Raw genomic sequence first — 16,511 nt, 5'->3', positions numbered from 1 at the left:
GTAGAGCGTCAGGCTTTCTTGGTGCCCAGGGAGGGCTGCACCGGGTCCGCCGTGAGATAGCCCACGGCCGAACCGAAGCGGTCCTTGTAGTTCGCGCGCACCAGCGGATCGAGCGTGGCCTGCACCTTGCCATGGATGCTGCCCCAGTCGCCCGCATGCTGGAAGTTGCTCATGATGTAAGTCCAGCCGTTGAGCTCGTCGACCGCATGCAGGCCGGTCGATTCGCCGCCGGCCGGAATCGACATCACGCGCGCGAGCGCCTTGGTGTCGACGTTGTAGGCCCAGAGAAAGTTGTTGACGTGGCTGCTGCTGTCCTCGCCGATGAAGAGCGTGCGCATCTTCTCCGAGAATTTGAGGTTGTCGGGGTTGCCGATCTTGTCGGGATTCGAGGTATTGCCCAGCGCGTCGGCGGTGATGTCTTCGCCCACGATCAGCGCGCGGGTCTGTGCCGGCACCCATTCGCTGTCGATCGCGGCACCGTCGCTGTCCTTGAGGCCGCCGACCAGGTTGTGCGCCATCACGCCGCCGGCGGTGAGCTTCTTGGGCAGCGCGATGTTGGTGCCCGCAGTCCAGCCCTTGCCGCCGCTGACCATCGAGTCCTGGATGTTCTGCAGCGCGGAGTACGCGACCTTGTCCTTGATGTTGACCGTCGTGCCTTCCATCTTGGTGAAGGCCATGCTCGCGCCCTTCAGGTTGGCGTAGCGGTGCGTCTCGAGGAACGCGGCGGCCTTGTCCATGCCCGCCTTCACGCGAACCCAGTTGGCCTTGCCGTCGCAGTACATCAGCGTGTAGCTCGAATCGACCGGCGTGACGGGCGTCAGCGGCGTGGCATCGGCCGTGCCGTTCTGCACCGCGTAGACCACGTCGAGGATGTCGGTGGCCTTGAGCGTGTTGGCCAGCTTCTCGATCTCGGCGCTGGTCGCGTGGCCGAGCTTGATCCACGACATCTTCGTGGCGGCGGCGGCCGGATCGATGGAGTAGCCGGCGTCGTAGCGCGCTGCATACAGCGTGCCGGCCGACAGGTCTTTCGCCTTGTCGGCGACGAACATGAAGAAGCCGCCGTTGGTGTAGTCGTCGCCCATGATGGCGGTGCGCATGTCGGGCATGACCTGGATCAGCTCGTGCGAGATGCGGCCCATGCAGTAGTGCTTCTTCACGCTGCCGGTGCCGTCCGGATTGACCGTGATCTCGGGCAGGTGGCCGTAGTGGTACGGGTTGGCGACGGTCTCGCTGCCGAACACGTTCCTGCTGTAGGCGCGGAACATCGTGTTGGTGGCGGCCGTGTAGGCGTCGGGTTCGTACTCTTCGCTCGAGAGGTGCGTGTTCCACGGCGACAGGCTCGCGCCGCAGGTGATCCACAGGCCGTGTGCAGACGACATGTCGACGTTGTGGTACTTCACCAGGCTGAGCTTGCCGGTGGTGGGGTCCTGGTCGAGCGTGAGCACTGCGATGGGCGACGGCAGCGTGCCGTAGGTGCTGTTGCCGGCCTGGTCGCGCGTGGTGTATTCGAACTGCACGACCGCGAACACGGCCTTGCCCTTGAGGCCGCCCACCGTCGGGTTCGCGAGGGCGAGCAGCGAGGTGCCGTCCGGCGAATCCGAGAAGAACTGCCGCTCCTTGCCGGCGACGGAAGCGTCGACGATGGGCTGGTTGTACGCATCGACGTAGCCGCCCGCCAGGACAGTGCCTCCCTTGCCGTCGGGCACGAGGTCGCCGGTCACGAAGAAGGGCTGGTAGGCCAGCTTGAAGTCGGTCGCGCTGCCGTCGTCGTAGGCGATCTTCAGCATCGAGCCCACGGTGGTCGTCGCCATCGCAGCGGGCGTGGCCAGAGTGGGTGCGGCCATGCCGGTGAAAGTGGCCGACACATAGTTGGCCGCAGCCGGTGCTGGCGCGGGTGCCGGGGCAGCACCGGGTACAGGGGCCGGGGCAGGCGTCACGGCACCGCCGACGATCGGAAAGCCCCCGCCGCTACCGCCGCCGCCGCATGCGGTCAGCAGCGCGGCGCCACCGAGCGGCAGCAGAGGAGCGGAAAAGAGCTTGAGTGCCTGGCGGCGCGAGGCGCGGAACGCGGTGGAGTCGGACATTGGTTTTCTTCGTGGGGTTGGAAACAACCCGGCATCTTGAAAACCGCCGATGACACGGTCATGCCAACCGCATGACCGTTCAATGACAGTCGCGCGTTACTTCGGCCAGAGCGCCCACAGCCGCAGCGGTTGGTTCACCGCGGCCGCGATGCGCCCGGCTTCCAGTCCGGTGCCGGCGAAGTAGTCGGCCCGCACCGCACCGGTGATCGCCTTGCCGGTGTCTTGCGCCACCACCAGCTTCTGCAGCTGCACCGTCGGCCCGTTCGACGCGAGCCAGACAGGCGTGCCGTACGGGATGCTGTCGCGGTCAACGGCGATCGAGCGGCCCGGCGTGAGCGGCACGCCCTGCGCGCCGCGCGGGCCGGCCGAGGCGTCGACCTCGTCGAGCGCCTCTTCGCGGAAGAACACGTAGCGCGGGTTGCTCCACATCAGTTGCGGCACACGCTGCGGGTTCTGCGCAGCCCATTCCTTGGTGGCATCGGGCCATGGGTTGATCTTCGTCACGCCTTGGCTCAGCAGCCATTGCTGGATGCTCCGATAAGGCTGGTCGTTGGTGCCCGCAAAGGCGACGCGCACCGTGCGCTGCACGCCGGCGTCATCGGTGATGCGCAAGCGGCCCGAGCCCTGGATGTGCAACATCATGGCGTCGATGGGGTCGGCCAGCCAGGCGATCTCGCGACCCCGCAACGCGGCCTGCGCTTCGGGCAGTGTCTCGATCTGCTGGCGGGTGAACCAGGGCTTGCGCGCCGCAAAGCCGGCCGGCACCGCATAGAGCGGCACGCTGAACTGCGCGCTGGGGCGACGGGCCGCGTCATACACCGGCTCGTAGTAGCTGGTCAGCTGGCCGTCGCTCTGGCCGGTGAGCGATTCGATGCGATAGGGCTGCAAGCGGTCGGCGAGCCACTGGCGTTGCGTGTCGCCATCGGCGATGGCGAGGCGTCGAACGTCCTGGCACAACGGCGCGAAGGCGGCGTTCGGGCGCGCGCAACTGGTGATCAGCGCGACCCACCCTTCATGCAGCGGATCGGCGCCGAAACCCGGCAACTCCGACCAGTTCACCGGCACCCAGCGGCTCTTGGGATGCGCGAGCGATCCGGTCAACGGACCCAGCACGGGCGGCAGGCTGATGCCCGGGGTCGTCGGGGGGGCATCAGGCACGCGCGGGCCGAAAGAGCAGCCGGCCAGCGTAGCCACTACGATCGCGGGCCCGACCAGCCGCCACAGGAGTCCTTTTTTCATGGGTCTGATTTTGCTTGAAGCCCTTCTGGCAGGCGTGCTGTTTGTCCTCATCATCTGGTGGACCATGTTCTCGGGACGCAAGGGCGGGGAGCTGCCGGACGACCCGGAAGGAGACGCCCCGCGCCGACCCCGAGACAAGCCGCCCGAATCGTGAATTCCGCACGTAATCGGTCGGCACGGTGCGCTGTGGGACAAGCCGCCGATTGCTATTGATTCGATAGCAAAGTTTGCCCTGTGCGTGGGCGCTGCAGACAGTTTTCCTAGGCAACCCGTCAAGTGGCGGCACGCGGGGAGCGCCCGATTCGACCGGGATAATGACCGTCCACCTGTCTCAACCTCGAAGGGAATCACCATGAAAAAACTCGTCCTCTCCAGCTGCGCATTGGCCGTCCTCCTCACCGGCTGCGCCGGCGGCATGACCGACACGCAACGCACCACCGGCATGGGCGCCGGCGTGGGTGCACTGGGTGGCGCCGCCATCGGTGCGGCCACCGGCAACAGCCGCACTGCCGCCATCGGCGCCGGCGTCGGTGCAGCCGCCGGCGCACTCGGCGGCTACCTGTGGTCGCAGCGCATGGAATCGCAAAAGCGCCAGATGGAACAGGCCACGCAGGGCACCGGCATCGCCGTGACCCAGACCGCCAACAACGAACTCAAGCTCGCGATCCCGAGCGACGCCGGCTTCGACACCGGCCGCGCCGCCATCAAGCCTGCGCTGGCACCGGTGCTCGACCAGTTCGCCAACGGCCTGCGCAACAACGCAGCCGCCGAAGTGCGCATCATTGGCCACACCGACAACACCGGCACCGACGCCATCAACAACCCGCTGTCGGTCGAACGCGCTGCCAGCACGCGCGACTACCTGATCGCCCGCGGCGTGCGCTCGAGCGCGATCCAGATCGACGGCCGCGGCTCGCGCGAACCGGTCGCCAACAACGGCACCGATGCCGGCCGCGCACAGAACCGTCGCATCGAGATCTACGTGGGCGAGCGTCCACAGAGCTGATGCGCTGGTCTTTTCAGAGAAGCTGACGTCAGATCAGCATTTTCCGTTTCGTTTCAATCAGGGAGAGAGTCATGAGAAAGTTCATCGCTGCGGCGGTGGTGGTCGCCACGTTCGGCGTCACCGCCTGTTCCAGCCCGCCACCGCCACCGGCCGCGGTCGTCCACACCAACAGCTGGACGCAACGGCTCGCCAAGCTGAAGCTCGACCTGGAGGCTGCCACCCAGGGCTCTGGCGTCGCCATCCAGAAAACACCCGACAACCTGCTGAAGGTCGTGATCCCGGACGAGCTGTCGTTCGACGTGGGTCGCTCCACCGTGAAGCGCAACCTGGCCCAGGTGCTGGACCGGATCGCTGACGGCCTTCGCGGCGCGACGACCGCCTCGGTGGTCGTCATCGGCCACACCGACAGCACGGGCGGAGAGAAGAACAACGAGCGCCTTTCGGTCGCCCGTGCCGAGAGCACGCGCGACCATCTGGTCGCCAAGGGCGTGGCACCCGCCACGGTCCAGACCGAAGGCCGCGGCGAGCGCGAGCCGGTCGCGGACAACGGCACGGCTGCAGGCCGCGCGCAGAACCGCCGCATCGAAATCTTCGTCAGCGAAAAGCAGTAAGGGGCGCGTCGGCCGGTCGCCTCATTCGCGCAGGAGATTGGCGAGTTCAACGGCCGACTTGACGTCCATCTTTTCGAACACGCGCGCGCGGTGGACTTCCACCGTGCGCACGCTGATCGACAACTGATCGGCGATCAGCTTGTTCGGCAGGCCCTCGATCACGAGCCGCATCACGTCGCGCTCGCGCTCCGTGAGTTCGGCGATCCGTCCGTTCAGTTCGCGCCGCCGGCGTTGCAGCGCGAGCGCACGCAACGACACGCCCAGCGCATGCTCGATGCGGTCGACGAGTGCGTTGTCCGAGAACGGCTTCTCGCAAAAATCGAAAGCGCCGCGCTTGACCGCTTCCACCGCGGTCGGCACATCGGCATGCCCGGTCAGGAAGATCACCGGCATCGCCGTGAGCAACCCGCGTTCGGCCAGCCGGTCGAACAGCACCAGGCCGCTGGTGCCCGGCATGCGCACGTCGAGCAGCAGGCAGCGCGGCCGGTCGGGCAGGGGCGACGCATCGAGCCGCTCCTCGAACGCCGCGGCGCTGGCGAAGTGTTCGCTGTCCAGACGGCGCGAGCGCAGCAGCCAGGCCAGCGCCTCGCGCACGCTCGCGTCGTCGTCGACGATGAAGATCAGGGCATCAATGAGCGGTTGCATGCGGCGATTCTTGCGCGCTTTTTTCAGCCCGCGGGCAGGGTGAACCGAAACACCGTACCGCACGGCCGATTGGGCGCGAACATGAGCGCGCCGCCGTGCTGCTCGACCACGGTGCGGCACAGGCTCAGGCCGAGTCCCATGCCATCGGCGCGTGTGGTGAAGAACGGGGTGAAGAGTCGCCGCTGCACCTCGTCGCTGATCCCGATGCCGACATCGGTCACCGAAAACTCGACCCACCGGCGCGCCTCGGCCGCGCGGCCGCTGCTCGGGCTGCTGGCATGCGCCACGCGCAGCTGCAGCACGCGATCGGTGAACTCGGGCACGTCCATCGCCTGCATCGCGTTGCGCGCCAGGTTGAGCAGCACCTGCTCGACCAGCGTGCGGTCGCACAGCACGGCGGGCAGCGGCGTCTCCAGCACCGTGTCGATGCGCACGCCCAGCTTGCGCGCCTGCAGTTGCACCAGCGGCAGCACGGCGTCGAGCAGCGCGCGCGGCGCGACCGCTTCGCGCGTGCGGTCGCGCCGGCGCACGAAGTCGTGCACGCTGCGGATCACCTTGCCCGCGCGGTCGGCCTGCTCGGCGATGCGGCGCACGGCCATCGCCACCTCGGCATTCACCGGGTTCACCGGTGCAGAGGCGCCGTCCTGTCCGTCTTCCAGAAGGTTGAGCGACCCGCTGGCGTAGCTCGCGATGGCAGCGAGCGGCTGCGTCAGTTCGTGGCTCAGCAGCGATGCCATTTCGCCGACGGTTGCGAGCCGCGCGCTGGCCTGCAGGCGCTCCTGGCTGGCGCGCGACAGCTCCTCCACGCGGCGCTGCTCGCTCACATCGATGAAGGCGCTCATCCAGCCGGTCTGCACGCGCTGCGCGTTGCGCAAGGGCGCCTCGAAGATCAACACCGGAAAACGCGAGCCGTCCTTGCGCATGAAGACCGACTCGAAACCTTCCCGCGGCGGCATGCCACCGGCCAGCCGCAAGGCCTGGCGTTGCCGGTATTCGTGAGCCAGCTCGGTCGGCCAGTATGGTGCGCCGGACGCATCGGTCATGAGCTCCTCGGCGCTGAAGCCGACCATGTCGCAGAACGCCGGATTCACATAAGTGATGCGCCCGTGCAAGTCGCGTGCGCGCAGGCCGGTGATCACCGAGTCTTCCATCGCCTTGCGAAAGGCCAGCGTGTCGGCCAGCTCGCGCTCGGCGCGCAGCCGGCGCCGCGTGTCGCGCGCGAGCAGCACCAGCACCGACACGAGCGCAATCGATATCGCCGTGACCAGGCCGGTCAACAGATTGGGAAACAGGTCGGGCGCGGCGCGCCAGCCGTCCACGCGCAGCAGCACGGTGACGCCGGGCAGGTCGACCAGTTGCTGCGCAGTGAAGACGCGCGTGCCGGCCCGGCGCTGCACGCCGATGACGGCCAGCCGCGTGCCGTCCGGCTCGGCGAAGGCCACCTCCTGGCCACGCGCCAGCGAGGGGCCGAGCAGTTCGACCAGCACGTCGCGCAGCGAGTAGGTCGCGACCAGGTAGCCGCCGCCGCCGATCGGCACGCACAGCTCCATCAGCTCCAGGCCGCCGCCTTCGCGCAGCGGGACGTAGTGGCTCGGCGAGTAGGCCGGGGCACCGAGCTTGCGCGCTGCGGCGCAGGCCAGCGCGACGTCGCTCTGGTCCGGGCCGCGGACGTCTTCCGCGAACATGCGGGTGCGGTAGGGCGTCTCGAGCGTGGCGAGCGTTTGCAGCGCGGGGCTGCGCCATTCGAGGCGCACCCACTCGCGGTGCGCGCGCATCAGCGCAGCGGCCTCGGGTGGCCAGCGCCCGTCCTGCAGCCCGTCGGCCTGCAGGGCGCGCAGGCTTTGCGCGTTGCGCTGCAGGCCGCCGCGCAGGTCGGCCACGGCATCGGCGGTGTCGCGTTCGAGCGCCGCCTGCACCTGCTCGACCTCGTGCCGGCCCGCCAGCCACACGACGGTGACGAGCAAGGCCGACACCAGCATCGCCAGCAAGAGCCAGAGAAACCAGCGCTGCCAGTCGCTGCGCTCGAAGACAGGCGCCGTCACGGCGCTGTTTTCATGGCGGGGTCTCCGGCGGCTTGTCGGCCGCGCTCCTTCGCGCCACCTTCGTGATCTTGGGGTCGGTCCAGGTGCCTTCGATCTGGAACTCCTGCGTGGCAGCGGCCGACAGCGGCTTGCTCAGCACCCATTGCGCAAGGAACGCGCCCAGGCCGATGGCCGGGTTGATCGCGGTCGCGACCAGCGCCGCCGTGCCGGCCGTGATCTCGGGCACCACCACCACGCGCAGGTTCTGCGTTTCGCGGGCGATGTCGGCCGAACCGTCGAGCAGCGCCGCGGCGTTGACGCCCTTCATCTGCAGGTTGTTGGTGACCGCGGTGCCGTCCTTGATGCGCGCGTCGCCGCGGATGAAGTCGAACGCAAAGCCCTGGCTGAACACGTCGCGAAAATCGAGCGTGAGGCGGCGCGGCAGCGCTTGCAGGTTCAACACGCCGAGCAATTTGGCGAGCCCCGGATCGGCCTTCAGGAACTGGCCCTGCAGCACGTCGACCTTGAGTTGCCCGCCAAGGCTCGGATAGTCGAGCGACAGGGGCGAGCCGTGCCATTCGACATCGCCCTCCAGCCGACCGCGCCCACGCCGCAACACGTCCTTCATGCCGAAGCGGTTCAACAGCGCGCCCGCATCGACGATGTCGAGCTTGAAGCTCATGGCGGTGCGGCGAGGATCGCTGCGGCCCTGCCCAGGCACCGCGGCCCACACGCCCTGCGCGGTGAAGGTGCCGTCGGGCGTCGTGAAGCTGAGCTTGTTGAGCTGCCACTCGCGATTGGCGCCGCCCCGGTTCACCGCGTCGATTTCGGCGCGGCCCAGCCGCTTGCCGAGCAGCTCGAAATCGTCGACCACGATGTCGAGCGCGGGCAGCGTGTCGGGCTGTTCGTCGAGCAGCGACTCGACCTGCGACGCCTCGCTCGGTGCGATCTTGAGGCGGGCGAGGCGGGCATGCAGCCGGCCCGCCTGGGTGTGACGGTATTCGGCATAGCCGCTGAGTTCGGTCGCGTCGATGTTGGCGCGCCAGAGGGTGCCGTCGCGGGTGCCGCCGAGCACCACGTTGTGCAGCGTGCGGCCTGCCACCACGAGGTCTTCTGCGCGCACGGCGAGGAGCGTCGGCAGGTACGACAGTGTGTCGTCGGCATGGGTGGCGTTGGCTACCGCTTCGGGCGCATTGCCGGTGGTCTCGGTGAAGAGCGCCTGCCAGGTCGTCAGGTCGAGCCGCGGCAGGTTGATGTGGGCCTGCACGCCGCTGGTCGGGAGCACCGTCGATGCGGTCGCGTCGGGACCGATGCCGATCGCGCCGCGCAACACGCGTGCATCGTCGCCCGACACGTCGCGCACGTAGCGCGCGGCCACGATGTTGCCGAGGTCGACCGACAACTCGTCGTGCACGAGCGGCTGGCGGCCCGCGCGTGCTTCGCGCAACACCACCTTCTTCTCGACGCGCAGCGGCATCGCCTGCTCCGCGGTCTTGGCGACCGGCGCAGGCAGCTGCAGCGCGAGCCCCTGCAGGCTGCTCGTCAGCATGAACTCGGGGACGCCGTCGCGCATCGACACGGTCGCCGTGTAGGGCGCGCTGCCGGTCGCCTTGGCCGCAAGCCGCGCGAGCCAGTCGACCTCGCGGGCCGCGCGAAGGCCTTCTGCGGTGGCCGTGCCTTGCGCGCGGAAACTCAGTTCGGGCGTCGGGCCCGCGTAGGCGCCGCGGCCCTCCACGCGCACCTCGCCGCCGAGCCAGCGGGCCTGGACGCCCGCCAGCGCAAAACCGGCTTCCGTGAAATTGACCGTGCCGCGCGCCTGCGCAAAGGAAGGGGCCTCGGGCGCAAGCTGCAGCTCGTTGTCGAGCAGGACCACGCTGGCCTGCACCTTCGTCTTGTCCATGGCGCCAAGCGGCAGGTCGAGCTTGAGCCTGTAGTCGGCGTTGCCGGTGGCGCGCACGCGCGACATGGCGGCCCGAATGTCACCCGCGAGCGGCGCGCCGGCGTGCAGCACTTCACCGAGCGGGCCCCTGGCCTGCGCATCGACCTTGAGCAGCGCGTTGGCGTGCGAGAGGTCGGCGATCGACGCCTCGGCGCGCGTGATCTCCACGCCGGGTGCACCCACGATGCGCCCCTTCGCGTTGCGCACCAGCATGCCGGCGCGCTCGAACACCAGTTCGCCCGAAAGGCCGGTCAGCGCCGGCCAGTGGAGGGGCGGCGGCGTGGCTCTGGCGGCCGCGCCCGTGACGGGCGGCACATAGGTGTAGGTGACGTCGGAGACCTTGGCCGCGATGCGGAAATCGCCGTCGCGCGGGTCCATGAACGGCATGTCGTGCAGGTCGCCCTTGACGCGAAAGTCGACCACGCTCGCCGAGCCCTTGTTGACCGCCTCGCGCACGTAGTCGCGTGCGTCTTTCGGGATTTCGAGCGGCAGGTAGCGATGCACGCGCGCGCCGTCGGCGCGGGTCAGCTTGCCCTGCAGGTCCAGCACGCCGGGATAGCGCGCCCGCCCGCGCGAGGTGGCCGGATCGCTGGTGCGCCAGGTGGCTTCGGCCTCGCCGTCGGCATCTGCGTTCGAAAAGCGCGCCTTCGACACCTGCAGCTGCGCGTTCTCGCCGTCGATCTTCCATTGCAGCTGGGTCGTGAGTTGCTCGATCGGCACCACCGGCTCGTCGAACACGCCAGGCAGATCGAGCGTGCCTTTGGCCATCGACACCGTGGCGGTGCCGCCCGTCTGGCTGGCGTCGAAATCGGCGGTCGCCCCGCTGAAGCCCGGCGTGCCGATCCCGGTGGCGGCCGCTTGCGACGCCACGCGGAAGTTGCTGACGCGGCCCTTGGCCTGGTAGTTTTCAGGCGCGCCGAGCGAGCCCTGCCAGTTCGCGTCGATGCGCTCGAGCAGCCCGCGCGGCGCGTAGGCACCGATCGCCCGGTGCGTGGCGTCGCCGAGCGGCAGGCGATCGGCAATCAGCGCCAGCGCGGCGAGGTCGAGCCGGTCGGCGCGAAAGGCGCCGCGTTCGGGTGTGCGGCCCTGCGCCGGTGTGTGCTGAAGCCACAAATTTCCGCCTGGCCAGCGCAGGCCGTCGGCGGTGTCGAACTGCAGATCGCGGGTGGAAAAAGTGAGCGTCTCGTCCACCCGCTGTCCGGCAAGGCGCCCGGTCACGGCGCTCAAAACCAGCGGCTGCAAGCCCTTGTCGAGCGAGGTGTCGACGCGCGCCAGCCCGAGGTCGGCGGCACCGCCGTACGCCCTGCCGTTCTTCACGTCGGCCCAGAGCCGCACCGCGCCGCTGCCTTGCCGGATGCGGGCGTCGAGCGACACGTAGCGCCCGAGCCGGGTCACGTCGATGAGCGGCAGGTCGGCATACACCTCGCCGTTCCAGGTCTGCCAGTTGCCGGTGCGCACGGACAAAAGGGGCTGGCGGAACCGGCCGCGCAGGGTGAAACGATCGCCCCAGCCGGCCGGCGGCGTGGCGTCCAGGCGCATGGCGTGGCGGCGGCCGCCGTTGCGTGCGACGAACTCGACGTCGGTGAGCAGCAGCGGTTCGACCTGCCGGCGCTCGTCGGTCCAGCGCACGGTGCCGCCGCGGATCACGAACTCGCGCTGCGCGAAGAACCAGTCGGCGGAGCGCGTCTCGCCGCTGGTGTCGGTCGACACGTCGAGCCCGGCCACATGCAGCTTGCCCGCGGCGTCCAGCCGGACTTCAAGCTGCGGACTCTCGATGTAGAGCTGCTCGAAGCTGTAACGCCAGATCGATCGCGGCGACACGCTGGCAACCACGCGCACCAGCCGCAGCGCCTCGCGCTGTTGCGCGTCGAGCAGCACCACGTCGCGCAACTCGAAAGTGGGAAAGAGACCGTTGGATTGCGCGGTGATCGAGCCGATGCGCACCGGCACGCCGATCACCTTGCTGGCCTGTGTTTCCAGTGCCCCGCGAAAATCGCCGATTCGCGGCACAATCCAGCCGTGTAGGACAAAGACTGACAGCCCGAAAAGCAGCCACGCGGCCGTCAGCAAACCCAACAGCCAGCGCGCCGTGACAGCGGTGATTTTGAGCAGACGTGAAGGGGAAGACGCCGTGTCGTTCATGAAGGATCGCGCTGTGTCAGGAATTATGACCGCCAGCCTCTCGCCGGGTTCCGCCCGACTCCCTGTGACTTCTACGCCCGAACCGGTGATGCCGTTGTCGGCGCATTCCCGCTTTGTGCAGCGGCTGCGCCGCCGCTATGCCGACGACTTGGCGCTCTTGCCGCCCGGCACGCCGCTGCGTCCGCAGGTGGCCGCGGCCTACGCCGCGCTGCGCGCGCGCGGAGACAACGTCGCCGATGCCTTGCGCACCGTTCGCCAGCTCGTGATGGAGCGCCTCGCCGTGCTCGACTGCGAGCAGCAGGCGCCGCTCGCCGATGTCACGCAGGCCGTCACCGAACTCGCCGAATTCGCACTCGATGCGGCCTGCCGCGAGGCGCTGGCCGAACTCGAAGCGGTGCACGGCATCCCGCGCGGCGAAGGCGGCGAACGCGCGCACCTCTTCGTGGTCGGCATGGGCAAGCTCGGCGCACGCGAGCTCAATGTGTCGAGCGACATCGACCTGATCTATCTCTACGACCACGACGGCGAAACCGAAGGCAACGCCGAAGGGCGCTCGCGTCTGTCGAACCAGGAATACTTCGCGCGGGCCGTGAAGCGCATCTATGCGTTGGTGGGCGACACCACCGAGCACGGCTTCGTGTTTCGCATCGACCTCATGCTGCGGCCGAACGGCAACTCGGGCCCGACCGTGGTGTCGCTCGATGCGCTCGAAGACTACCTTCAGGCGCAGGGTCGCGAGTGGGAGCGCTTTGCCTGGCTCAAGAGCCGCGTCGTCGCGCCGTTCGCCAACGTGGCCGATGGCTCGGCGCAAGCGCTGCGCGGCGTGGTGCTGCCCTTCGTGTTCCGGCGCTACCTCGACTACAGCGTGTTCGATGCCCTGCGCATCCTGCATCGGCAGATTCGCGAACAATCGGCGCGCCGCAGCGCAGGACGGCCCGAACGCGCCAACGACGTGAAACTGTCACGGGGCGGCATCCGCGAGATCGAGTTCACCGTGCAGTTGCTGCAGGTGGTGCGTGGCGGCCAGTTCCCCGAGTTGCGCACCCGGCCCACGCTCGACGCCCTGCAACGCATCGCGCGCGCCGGGCTCATGCCGCAGGAAACCGCCGATGCGCTGGCCTCGGCCTACGAATTCCTGCGCCGGGTCGAGCACCGCATCCAGTACCTCGACGACCAGCAGACCCACATGCTGCCGGTGAACGACGACGACCTGCGCTGGATCGCGCAGACCATGGGCTATCCGGACACCTGCCCGTTCCTCGCGCAGCTCGACACGCACCGCGAATTCGTGGCGCAGGAGTTCGACACCTTGCTCGGCGGCGAGGCGAAGTGCACCGGCTGCAACGGCAAGGGCGCAGCGACGCCGCTTGAACTGGCCGATCTCATCGACAGCTTGCCGCCGGCCTTCGGGGCGCGCGTGCGCGAGTGGTGCGACCACCCGCGCGTGCTCGCGTTGCGCGACGACACGCGTGCCCGCCTGCGGCAGCTGGTGCAGCGCACCGGCCAGTGGCTGAGTGAACCCGACGGCGAGGCCGCCGGCCAGATCGGCCACCACGAGGTCGCGGCGCTGCGCTGGGCCGACTGGATCGAGCCGCTGCTGCGCCGCGAGAGCTATCTCGCGCTGCTGGTGGAACGCCCCGCGGTGCAGGAGCGTCTGCTGCGGCTGATGGGCGCGGCCAAATGGCCCGCGCGCTACCTGGTGCAGCACCCCGGCGTGATCGACGAACTGGCGAGCGACGAAATGCTGTCCGGCCGCTTCGATGCGGTCGACTTCGAGCGCGAGCTGGAGGCGCGCCACCATTCGCTGCGCGGGACCGGCGAAGCCGACGAAGAGCGCCTGCTGAACCTGCTGCGCCACGCACACCATGCCGAGCTGTTTCGCACGCTGGCGCGCGACGTCGACCGCCGCATCACGGTCGAGCAGGTGGCCGACGATTTGAGCGCCCTGGCCGACGTGGTGCTGCGCGTGACGGCACGCTGGTGCTGGCCGCATGTGCGCAACCCGCATCGCGAACAGCCGCAGTTCGCGGTCATCGGCTACGGCAAGCTCGGCGGCAAGGAGCTCGGCTACGGCAGCGATCTGGACATCGTGTTCGTCTACGAAGACGACGACGAGCGCGCCGGCGACGTGTACGCCGCCTATGTGCGCAAGCTCATCAACTGGCTGACGGTCAAGACGCGCGAAGGCGATCTGTTCGAGATCGACACGGCACTGCGGCCCAACGGCAACTCGGGCTTGCTGACCATCAGCTTCGAGGCGTACGAGAAGTACCAGCTCCGGCGCGGCAGCAACACGGCATGGACCTGGGAGCACCAGGCCATGACGCGCGCGCGCTTCGTGCTCGGCGACGCCGCGCTGGGCGCCCGCTTCGACGGCGTTCGCGAGGCCGTGATCGTCGCGCCGCGCGACCGCGAAGCGCTCAAGGCCGAGATCATGGCGATGCGCGACAAGGTGCGCGCGGCGCATCCGGTCAAGGCCGGACGCTTCGACGTCAAGCACAGTCCGGGCGGCATGGTGGACGCGGAATTCGCGGTGCAGTTCCTGGTGCTGTCGGCCTCTGCCGCGCATCCGGAGCTGATCCCGAACGTCGGCAACATCGCCCTGCTCGCGCGCGCCGAGCAGGCAGGCCTGTTGCCGGCCGGCCTGGGCCGCGAGGCCGGCGCGGCGTACCGCGAGTTGCGGCGCGTTCAGCACCGCGCCCGCCTGAACGAGGAGCCGACACAGGTGACGCTGCCCGCGCTGACCGGGGAGCGCGACACGATGCTCGCGCTATGGAAGGCCGTGTTTGGCTGAGCGGCCGTCGATGGATCGCGCGCTCGTCGTCGCTGCACTGGGCATCGCCCTGCTGCTCGCGGGCTGCGCGAGCGGACCCCGCAGCGGTCGCGATGGCGCACCGTCCCATCCGCCGGCCAACGTCGCGCGCGTGCCCGATGCCGAGCCCCGCATCGAGGCGATTCGCAGCAGCGGCGGCACCAGCAAGCCGTACACCGTGCTGGGCCGTTCTTATGCGCCGATCGCAGACGACCGGCCGTTTCGCGAGTCAGGTCTTGCATCCTGGTACGGCAGCAAGTTCCACGCGCAGTCGACCGCCAGCGGCGAGCCGTACGACATGTATGCGATGACCGCCGCGCACAAGACACTGCCGCTGCCGAGCTACGTGCGGGTGCGCAATCCGGCAAACGGCCGCGAGGCGATCGTCCGCGTCAACGACCGCGGGCCGTTCCACGACGACCGGGTGATCGACCTCAGTTACGCGGCAGCTGCCAAGCTCGACCTGTTGCGCGGCGTGGCGCCGGTCGAGATCGAGCGCATCACCAACGAAGACATCCGCACCGGCGCGTGGCGCCGGCCGGACAACGGCACCGCGCTGGCCGATGCCGCGCCGTCGCGCGTGGCGCCCCGGGGGGAAGCCCTTCCTTTTGCAGAGCAGAGCGTGGCGGTGCCGGCGGCGATCACCACGCCTGTGGTTGCCGCGCCGCGCGCCGAGGTGAGCGAACTCCCGGCCATGACGCCGCTGGCCGCGGCCCCGCTGCCGACCGCCGCGCCGCTAGCCGCAACATCATCCGCAGCCGAGCCGCCGCCGGGCCTCGCCACGGCGGGGTTCTGGATTCAGTTGGGGGCCTTCAGCCAGCTCGACGGCGCACTGGCGTTCCGGCAGAAGGTCGCGCGGGGCATGCCGGACCTGGCGCCGGTGCTCAATGTGTTCAGCGAATCGAACACGCACCGGGTGCAGGCCGGGCCGTATGCCTCGCGCGATGTGGCACGCGGCACGGCGGAGCAGGTCCGCAACGGCTTGCAACTGGTGCCGATGGTGGTCGAGCGGCGCTGACGTCGCGGGCGAGCAGCCGGTCAGCGGTTCACGCGCCCTGGTAGATGGCCTTCGGCCCGATGGTCGCCGACAGTTCCTTGCGATAGCGGTTGAGTTCCTGTACGGACTTGAAACTGCGGTTCATCAGCAGGCTCAGGTTATGCAGGATGCGCTCCCCGACCTTGTTCTCCCAGACCGAATCGAACTTGATCTGGTGGTCGAGCCAATGCTCGAGCCAGTCCGGATCGGGCATGCGGCTCTGGATCGTGTCGTTCGGAAACAGCGCCTTGCTGACATGCAGATTGGTCGGGTGCAGCGCCTGCGCGGTGCGTCGCGCACTGGCCATGAGCACGCCGACCTTGACGAAGGCGGCACGCGCCTCGTCGCCGAACTTTTCCATTGCTTTCTTCATGTAGCGCAGGTACGCGCCGCCGTGGCGCGCTTCGTCCTGGCTCAGCGTGGTGTAGATGTGCTTGATGACCGGCTCGGTGTGCCACTCGGCCGCCCGGCGGTACCAGTGGTTGAGGCGGATCTCGCCGCAGAAGTGCAGCATCAGCGTTTCGAGCGGCGGCGCCGGGTCGAAGTCGAAGCGGATGTCGTGCAGTTCTTGCTCGGTCGGCGCGTGCTGCGGGCTGAAGCGCTTGAGGTATTCCATCAGCACCAGCGAGTGCTTCTGCTCTTCGAAAAACCAGATCGACATGAAGGCGGAGAAATCGCTGTCATGCCGGTTGTCGCGCAGGAACATCTCGGTGGCCGGCAGCGCCGCCCACTCGGTGATCGCGTTCATCTTGATGGTTTGCGCCTGCTCGTCCGACAGCTGCGTGGGCTCGAAGGACTGCCACGGAATGTCCTTGTCCATGTCCCAGCGGACGGATTCGAGTTGTCTGAAGAGTTCCGGATAAAGCATTCGAGTCCTTCTGTAGCCGCCGAATTTTAATCGGCACGTTTTTGCATGGCGATGACAAGCGGGCGATGATGCGCACACGCGCACCACTTGCGGAGAATTCCAATGCGA

General features: G+C 68.6%; 11 protein-coding genes. 5 read left to right on the top strand and 6 right to left on the bottom strand.

Annotation, left to right across the window (positions count from 1 at the left end):
- Positions 1 to 8: 8 nt before the first annotated feature.
- Together AX767_RS11295 and mltA are read right to left on the bottom strand one after the other, a co-directional pair.
- Positions 9 to 2,084 (bottom strand): PhoX family protein, encoded by a 2,076-nt coding sequence (locus AX767_RS11295; RefSeq protein ID WP_068631383.1) that lies wholly within the window; start codon positions 2,082 to 2,084, stop codon positions 9 to 11.
- A 96-nt stretch (positions 2,085 to 2,180) separates the two neighbouring features.
- On the bottom strand, positions 2,181 to 3,323 hold the full coding sequence (gene mltA / locus AX767_RS11290) for a murein transglycosylase A (RefSeq protein WP_068631381.1): 1,143 nt from the start codon (positions 3,321 to 3,323) through the stop codon (positions 2,181 to 2,183).
- On the opposite strand from mltA, the gene AX767_RS21595 reads away from it, so the two are divergent.
- The 3 genes from AX767_RS21595 (at position 3,322) to AX767_RS11280 (ending at position 4,940) form a co-directional block, all read left to right on the top strand.
- Positions 3,322 to 3,477, top strand: coding sequence for a hypothetical protein (locus tag AX767_RS21595; protein WP_168164823.1), 156 nt, complete (start codon positions 3,322 to 3,324; stop codon positions 3,475 to 3,477). The two genes, mltA and AX767_RS21595, sit on opposite strands and share 2 nt — an antisense overlap.
- Positions 3,478 to 3,675: 198 nt before the next feature.
- A complete protein-coding gene (locus AX767_RS11285) occupies positions 3,676 to 4,329 on the top strand; it encodes an OmpA family protein (protein ID WP_068631379.1) in 654 nt (217 codons plus the stop codon).
- A 71-nt stretch (positions 4,330 to 4,400) separates the two neighbouring features.
- Positions 4,401 to 4,940: an OmpA family protein gene (locus AX767_RS11280; protein WP_068631377.1), complete on the top strand. Its 540-nt coding sequence runs from the start codon at positions 4,401 to 4,403 to the stop codon at positions 4,938 to 4,940.
- 21 nt (positions 4,941 to 4,961) lie between these two features.
- Here the strand turns inward: AX767_RS11280 and AX767_RS11275 are convergent, their stop codons facing one another.
- The 3 genes from AX767_RS11275 to AX767_RS11265 form a co-directional block, all read right to left on the bottom strand.
- Positions 4,962 to 5,585, bottom strand: coding sequence for a response regulator transcription factor (locus tag AX767_RS11275; RefSeq protein WP_068631375.1), 624 nt, complete (start codon positions 5,583 to 5,585; stop codon positions 4,962 to 4,964).
- 23 nt (positions 5,586 to 5,608) lie between these two features.
- Positions 5,609 to 7,564: a two-component system sensor histidine kinase NtrB gene (locus tag AX767_RS11270; RefSeq protein WP_156481126.1), complete on the bottom strand. Its 1,956-nt coding sequence runs from the start codon at positions 7,562 to 7,564 to the stop codon at positions 5,609 to 5,611.
- Between the two features lie 73 nt (positions 7,565 to 7,637).
- Positions 7,638 to 11,687, bottom strand: a complete 4,050-nt coding sequence (locus tag AX767_RS11265; protein WP_068631372.1) for a YhdP family protein — start codon at positions 11,685 to 11,687, stop codon at positions 7,638 to 7,640.
- Positions 11,688 to 11,712: 25 nt separating this feature from the next.
- Here AX767_RS11265 and glnE point away from each other — a divergent pair, with 25 nt between their 5' ends.
- Both glnE and AX767_RS11255 read left to right on the top strand, forming a co-directional pair.
- A complete protein-coding gene (gene glnE / locus AX767_RS11260; protein ID WP_068631370.1) occupies positions 11,713 to 14,481 on the top strand; it encodes a bifunctional [glutamate--ammonia ligase]-adenylyl-L-tyrosine phosphorylase/[glutamate--ammonia-ligase] adenylyltransferase in 2,769 nt (922 codons plus the stop codon).
- Positions 14,482 to 14,491: 10 nt separating this feature from the next.
- The gene (locus AX767_RS11255) at positions 14,492 to 15,517 is read left to right on the top strand and encodes a septal ring lytic transglycosylase RlpA family protein (protein ID WP_068631368.1); all 1,026 of its coding nucleotides are present in this window, start codon (positions 14,492 to 14,494) and stop codon (positions 15,515 to 15,517) included.
- A 28-nt stretch (positions 15,518 to 15,545) separates the two neighbouring features.
- Here the strand turns inward: AX767_RS11255 and AX767_RS11250 are convergent, their stop codons facing one another.
- On the bottom strand, positions 15,546 to 16,403 hold the full coding sequence (locus tag AX767_RS11250; RefSeq protein WP_068631366.1) for a ferritin: 858 nt from the start codon (positions 16,401 to 16,403) through the stop codon (positions 15,546 to 15,548).
- Between the last annotated feature and the right edge of the window lie 108 nt (positions 16,404 to 16,511).

This window comes from Variovorax sp. PAMC 28711 (assembly GCF_001577265.1).
GTDB lineage: Bacteria > Pseudomonadota > Gammaproteobacteria > Burkholderiales > Burkholderiaceae_C > Variovorax.
The sequence above is the reverse complement of the archived record's forward strand: the minus strand, read 5'-3'. Positions and strand labels throughout refer to the sequence as shown.

Coding starts and splice junctions, on each gene's coding strand:
- AX767_RS11250 (WP_068631366.1), bottom strand. CDS start 16,403: ATGCTTTATCCGGAACTCTTCAGACAACTCGAATCCGTCCGCTGGGAC.
- AX767_RS11255 (WP_068631368.1), top strand. CDS start 14,492: ATGGATCGCGCGCTCGTCGTCGCTGCACTGGGCATCGCCCTGCTGCTC.
- AX767_RS11295 (WP_068631383.1), bottom strand. CDS start 2,084: ATGTCCGACTCCACCGCGTTCCGCGCCTCGCGCCGCCAGGCACTCAAG.
- AX767_RS11270 (WP_156481126.1), bottom strand. CDS start 7,564: ATGCTGGTGTCGGCCTTGCTCGTCACCGTCGTGTGGCTGGCGGGCCGG.
- AX767_RS11275 (WP_068631375.1), bottom strand. CDS start 5,585: ATGCAACCGCTCATTGATGCCCTGATCTTCATCGTCGACGACGACGCG.
- AX767_RS11285 (WP_068631379.1), top strand. CDS start 3,676: ATGAAAAAACTCGTCCTCTCCAGCTGCGCATTGGCCGTCCTCCTCACC.
- AX767_RS11280 (WP_068631377.1), top strand. CDS start 4,401: ATGAGAAAGTTCATCGCTGCGGCGGTGGTGGTCGCCACGTTCGGCGTC.
- AX767_RS21595 (WP_168164823.1), top strand. CDS start 3,322: ATGGGTCTGATTTTGCTTGAAGCCCTTCTGGCAGGCGTGCTGTTTGTC.
- AX767_RS11265 (WP_068631372.1), bottom strand. CDS start 11,687: ATGAACGACACGGCGTCTTCCCCTTCACGTCTGCTCAAAATCACCGCT.
- glnE (WP_068631370.1), top strand. CDS start 11,713: ATGACCGCCAGCCTCTCGCCGGGTTCCGCCCGACTCCCTGTGACTTCT.
- mltA (WP_068631381.1), bottom strand. CDS start 3,323: ATGAAAAAAGGACTCCTGTGGCGGCTGGTCGGGCCCGCGATCGTAGTG.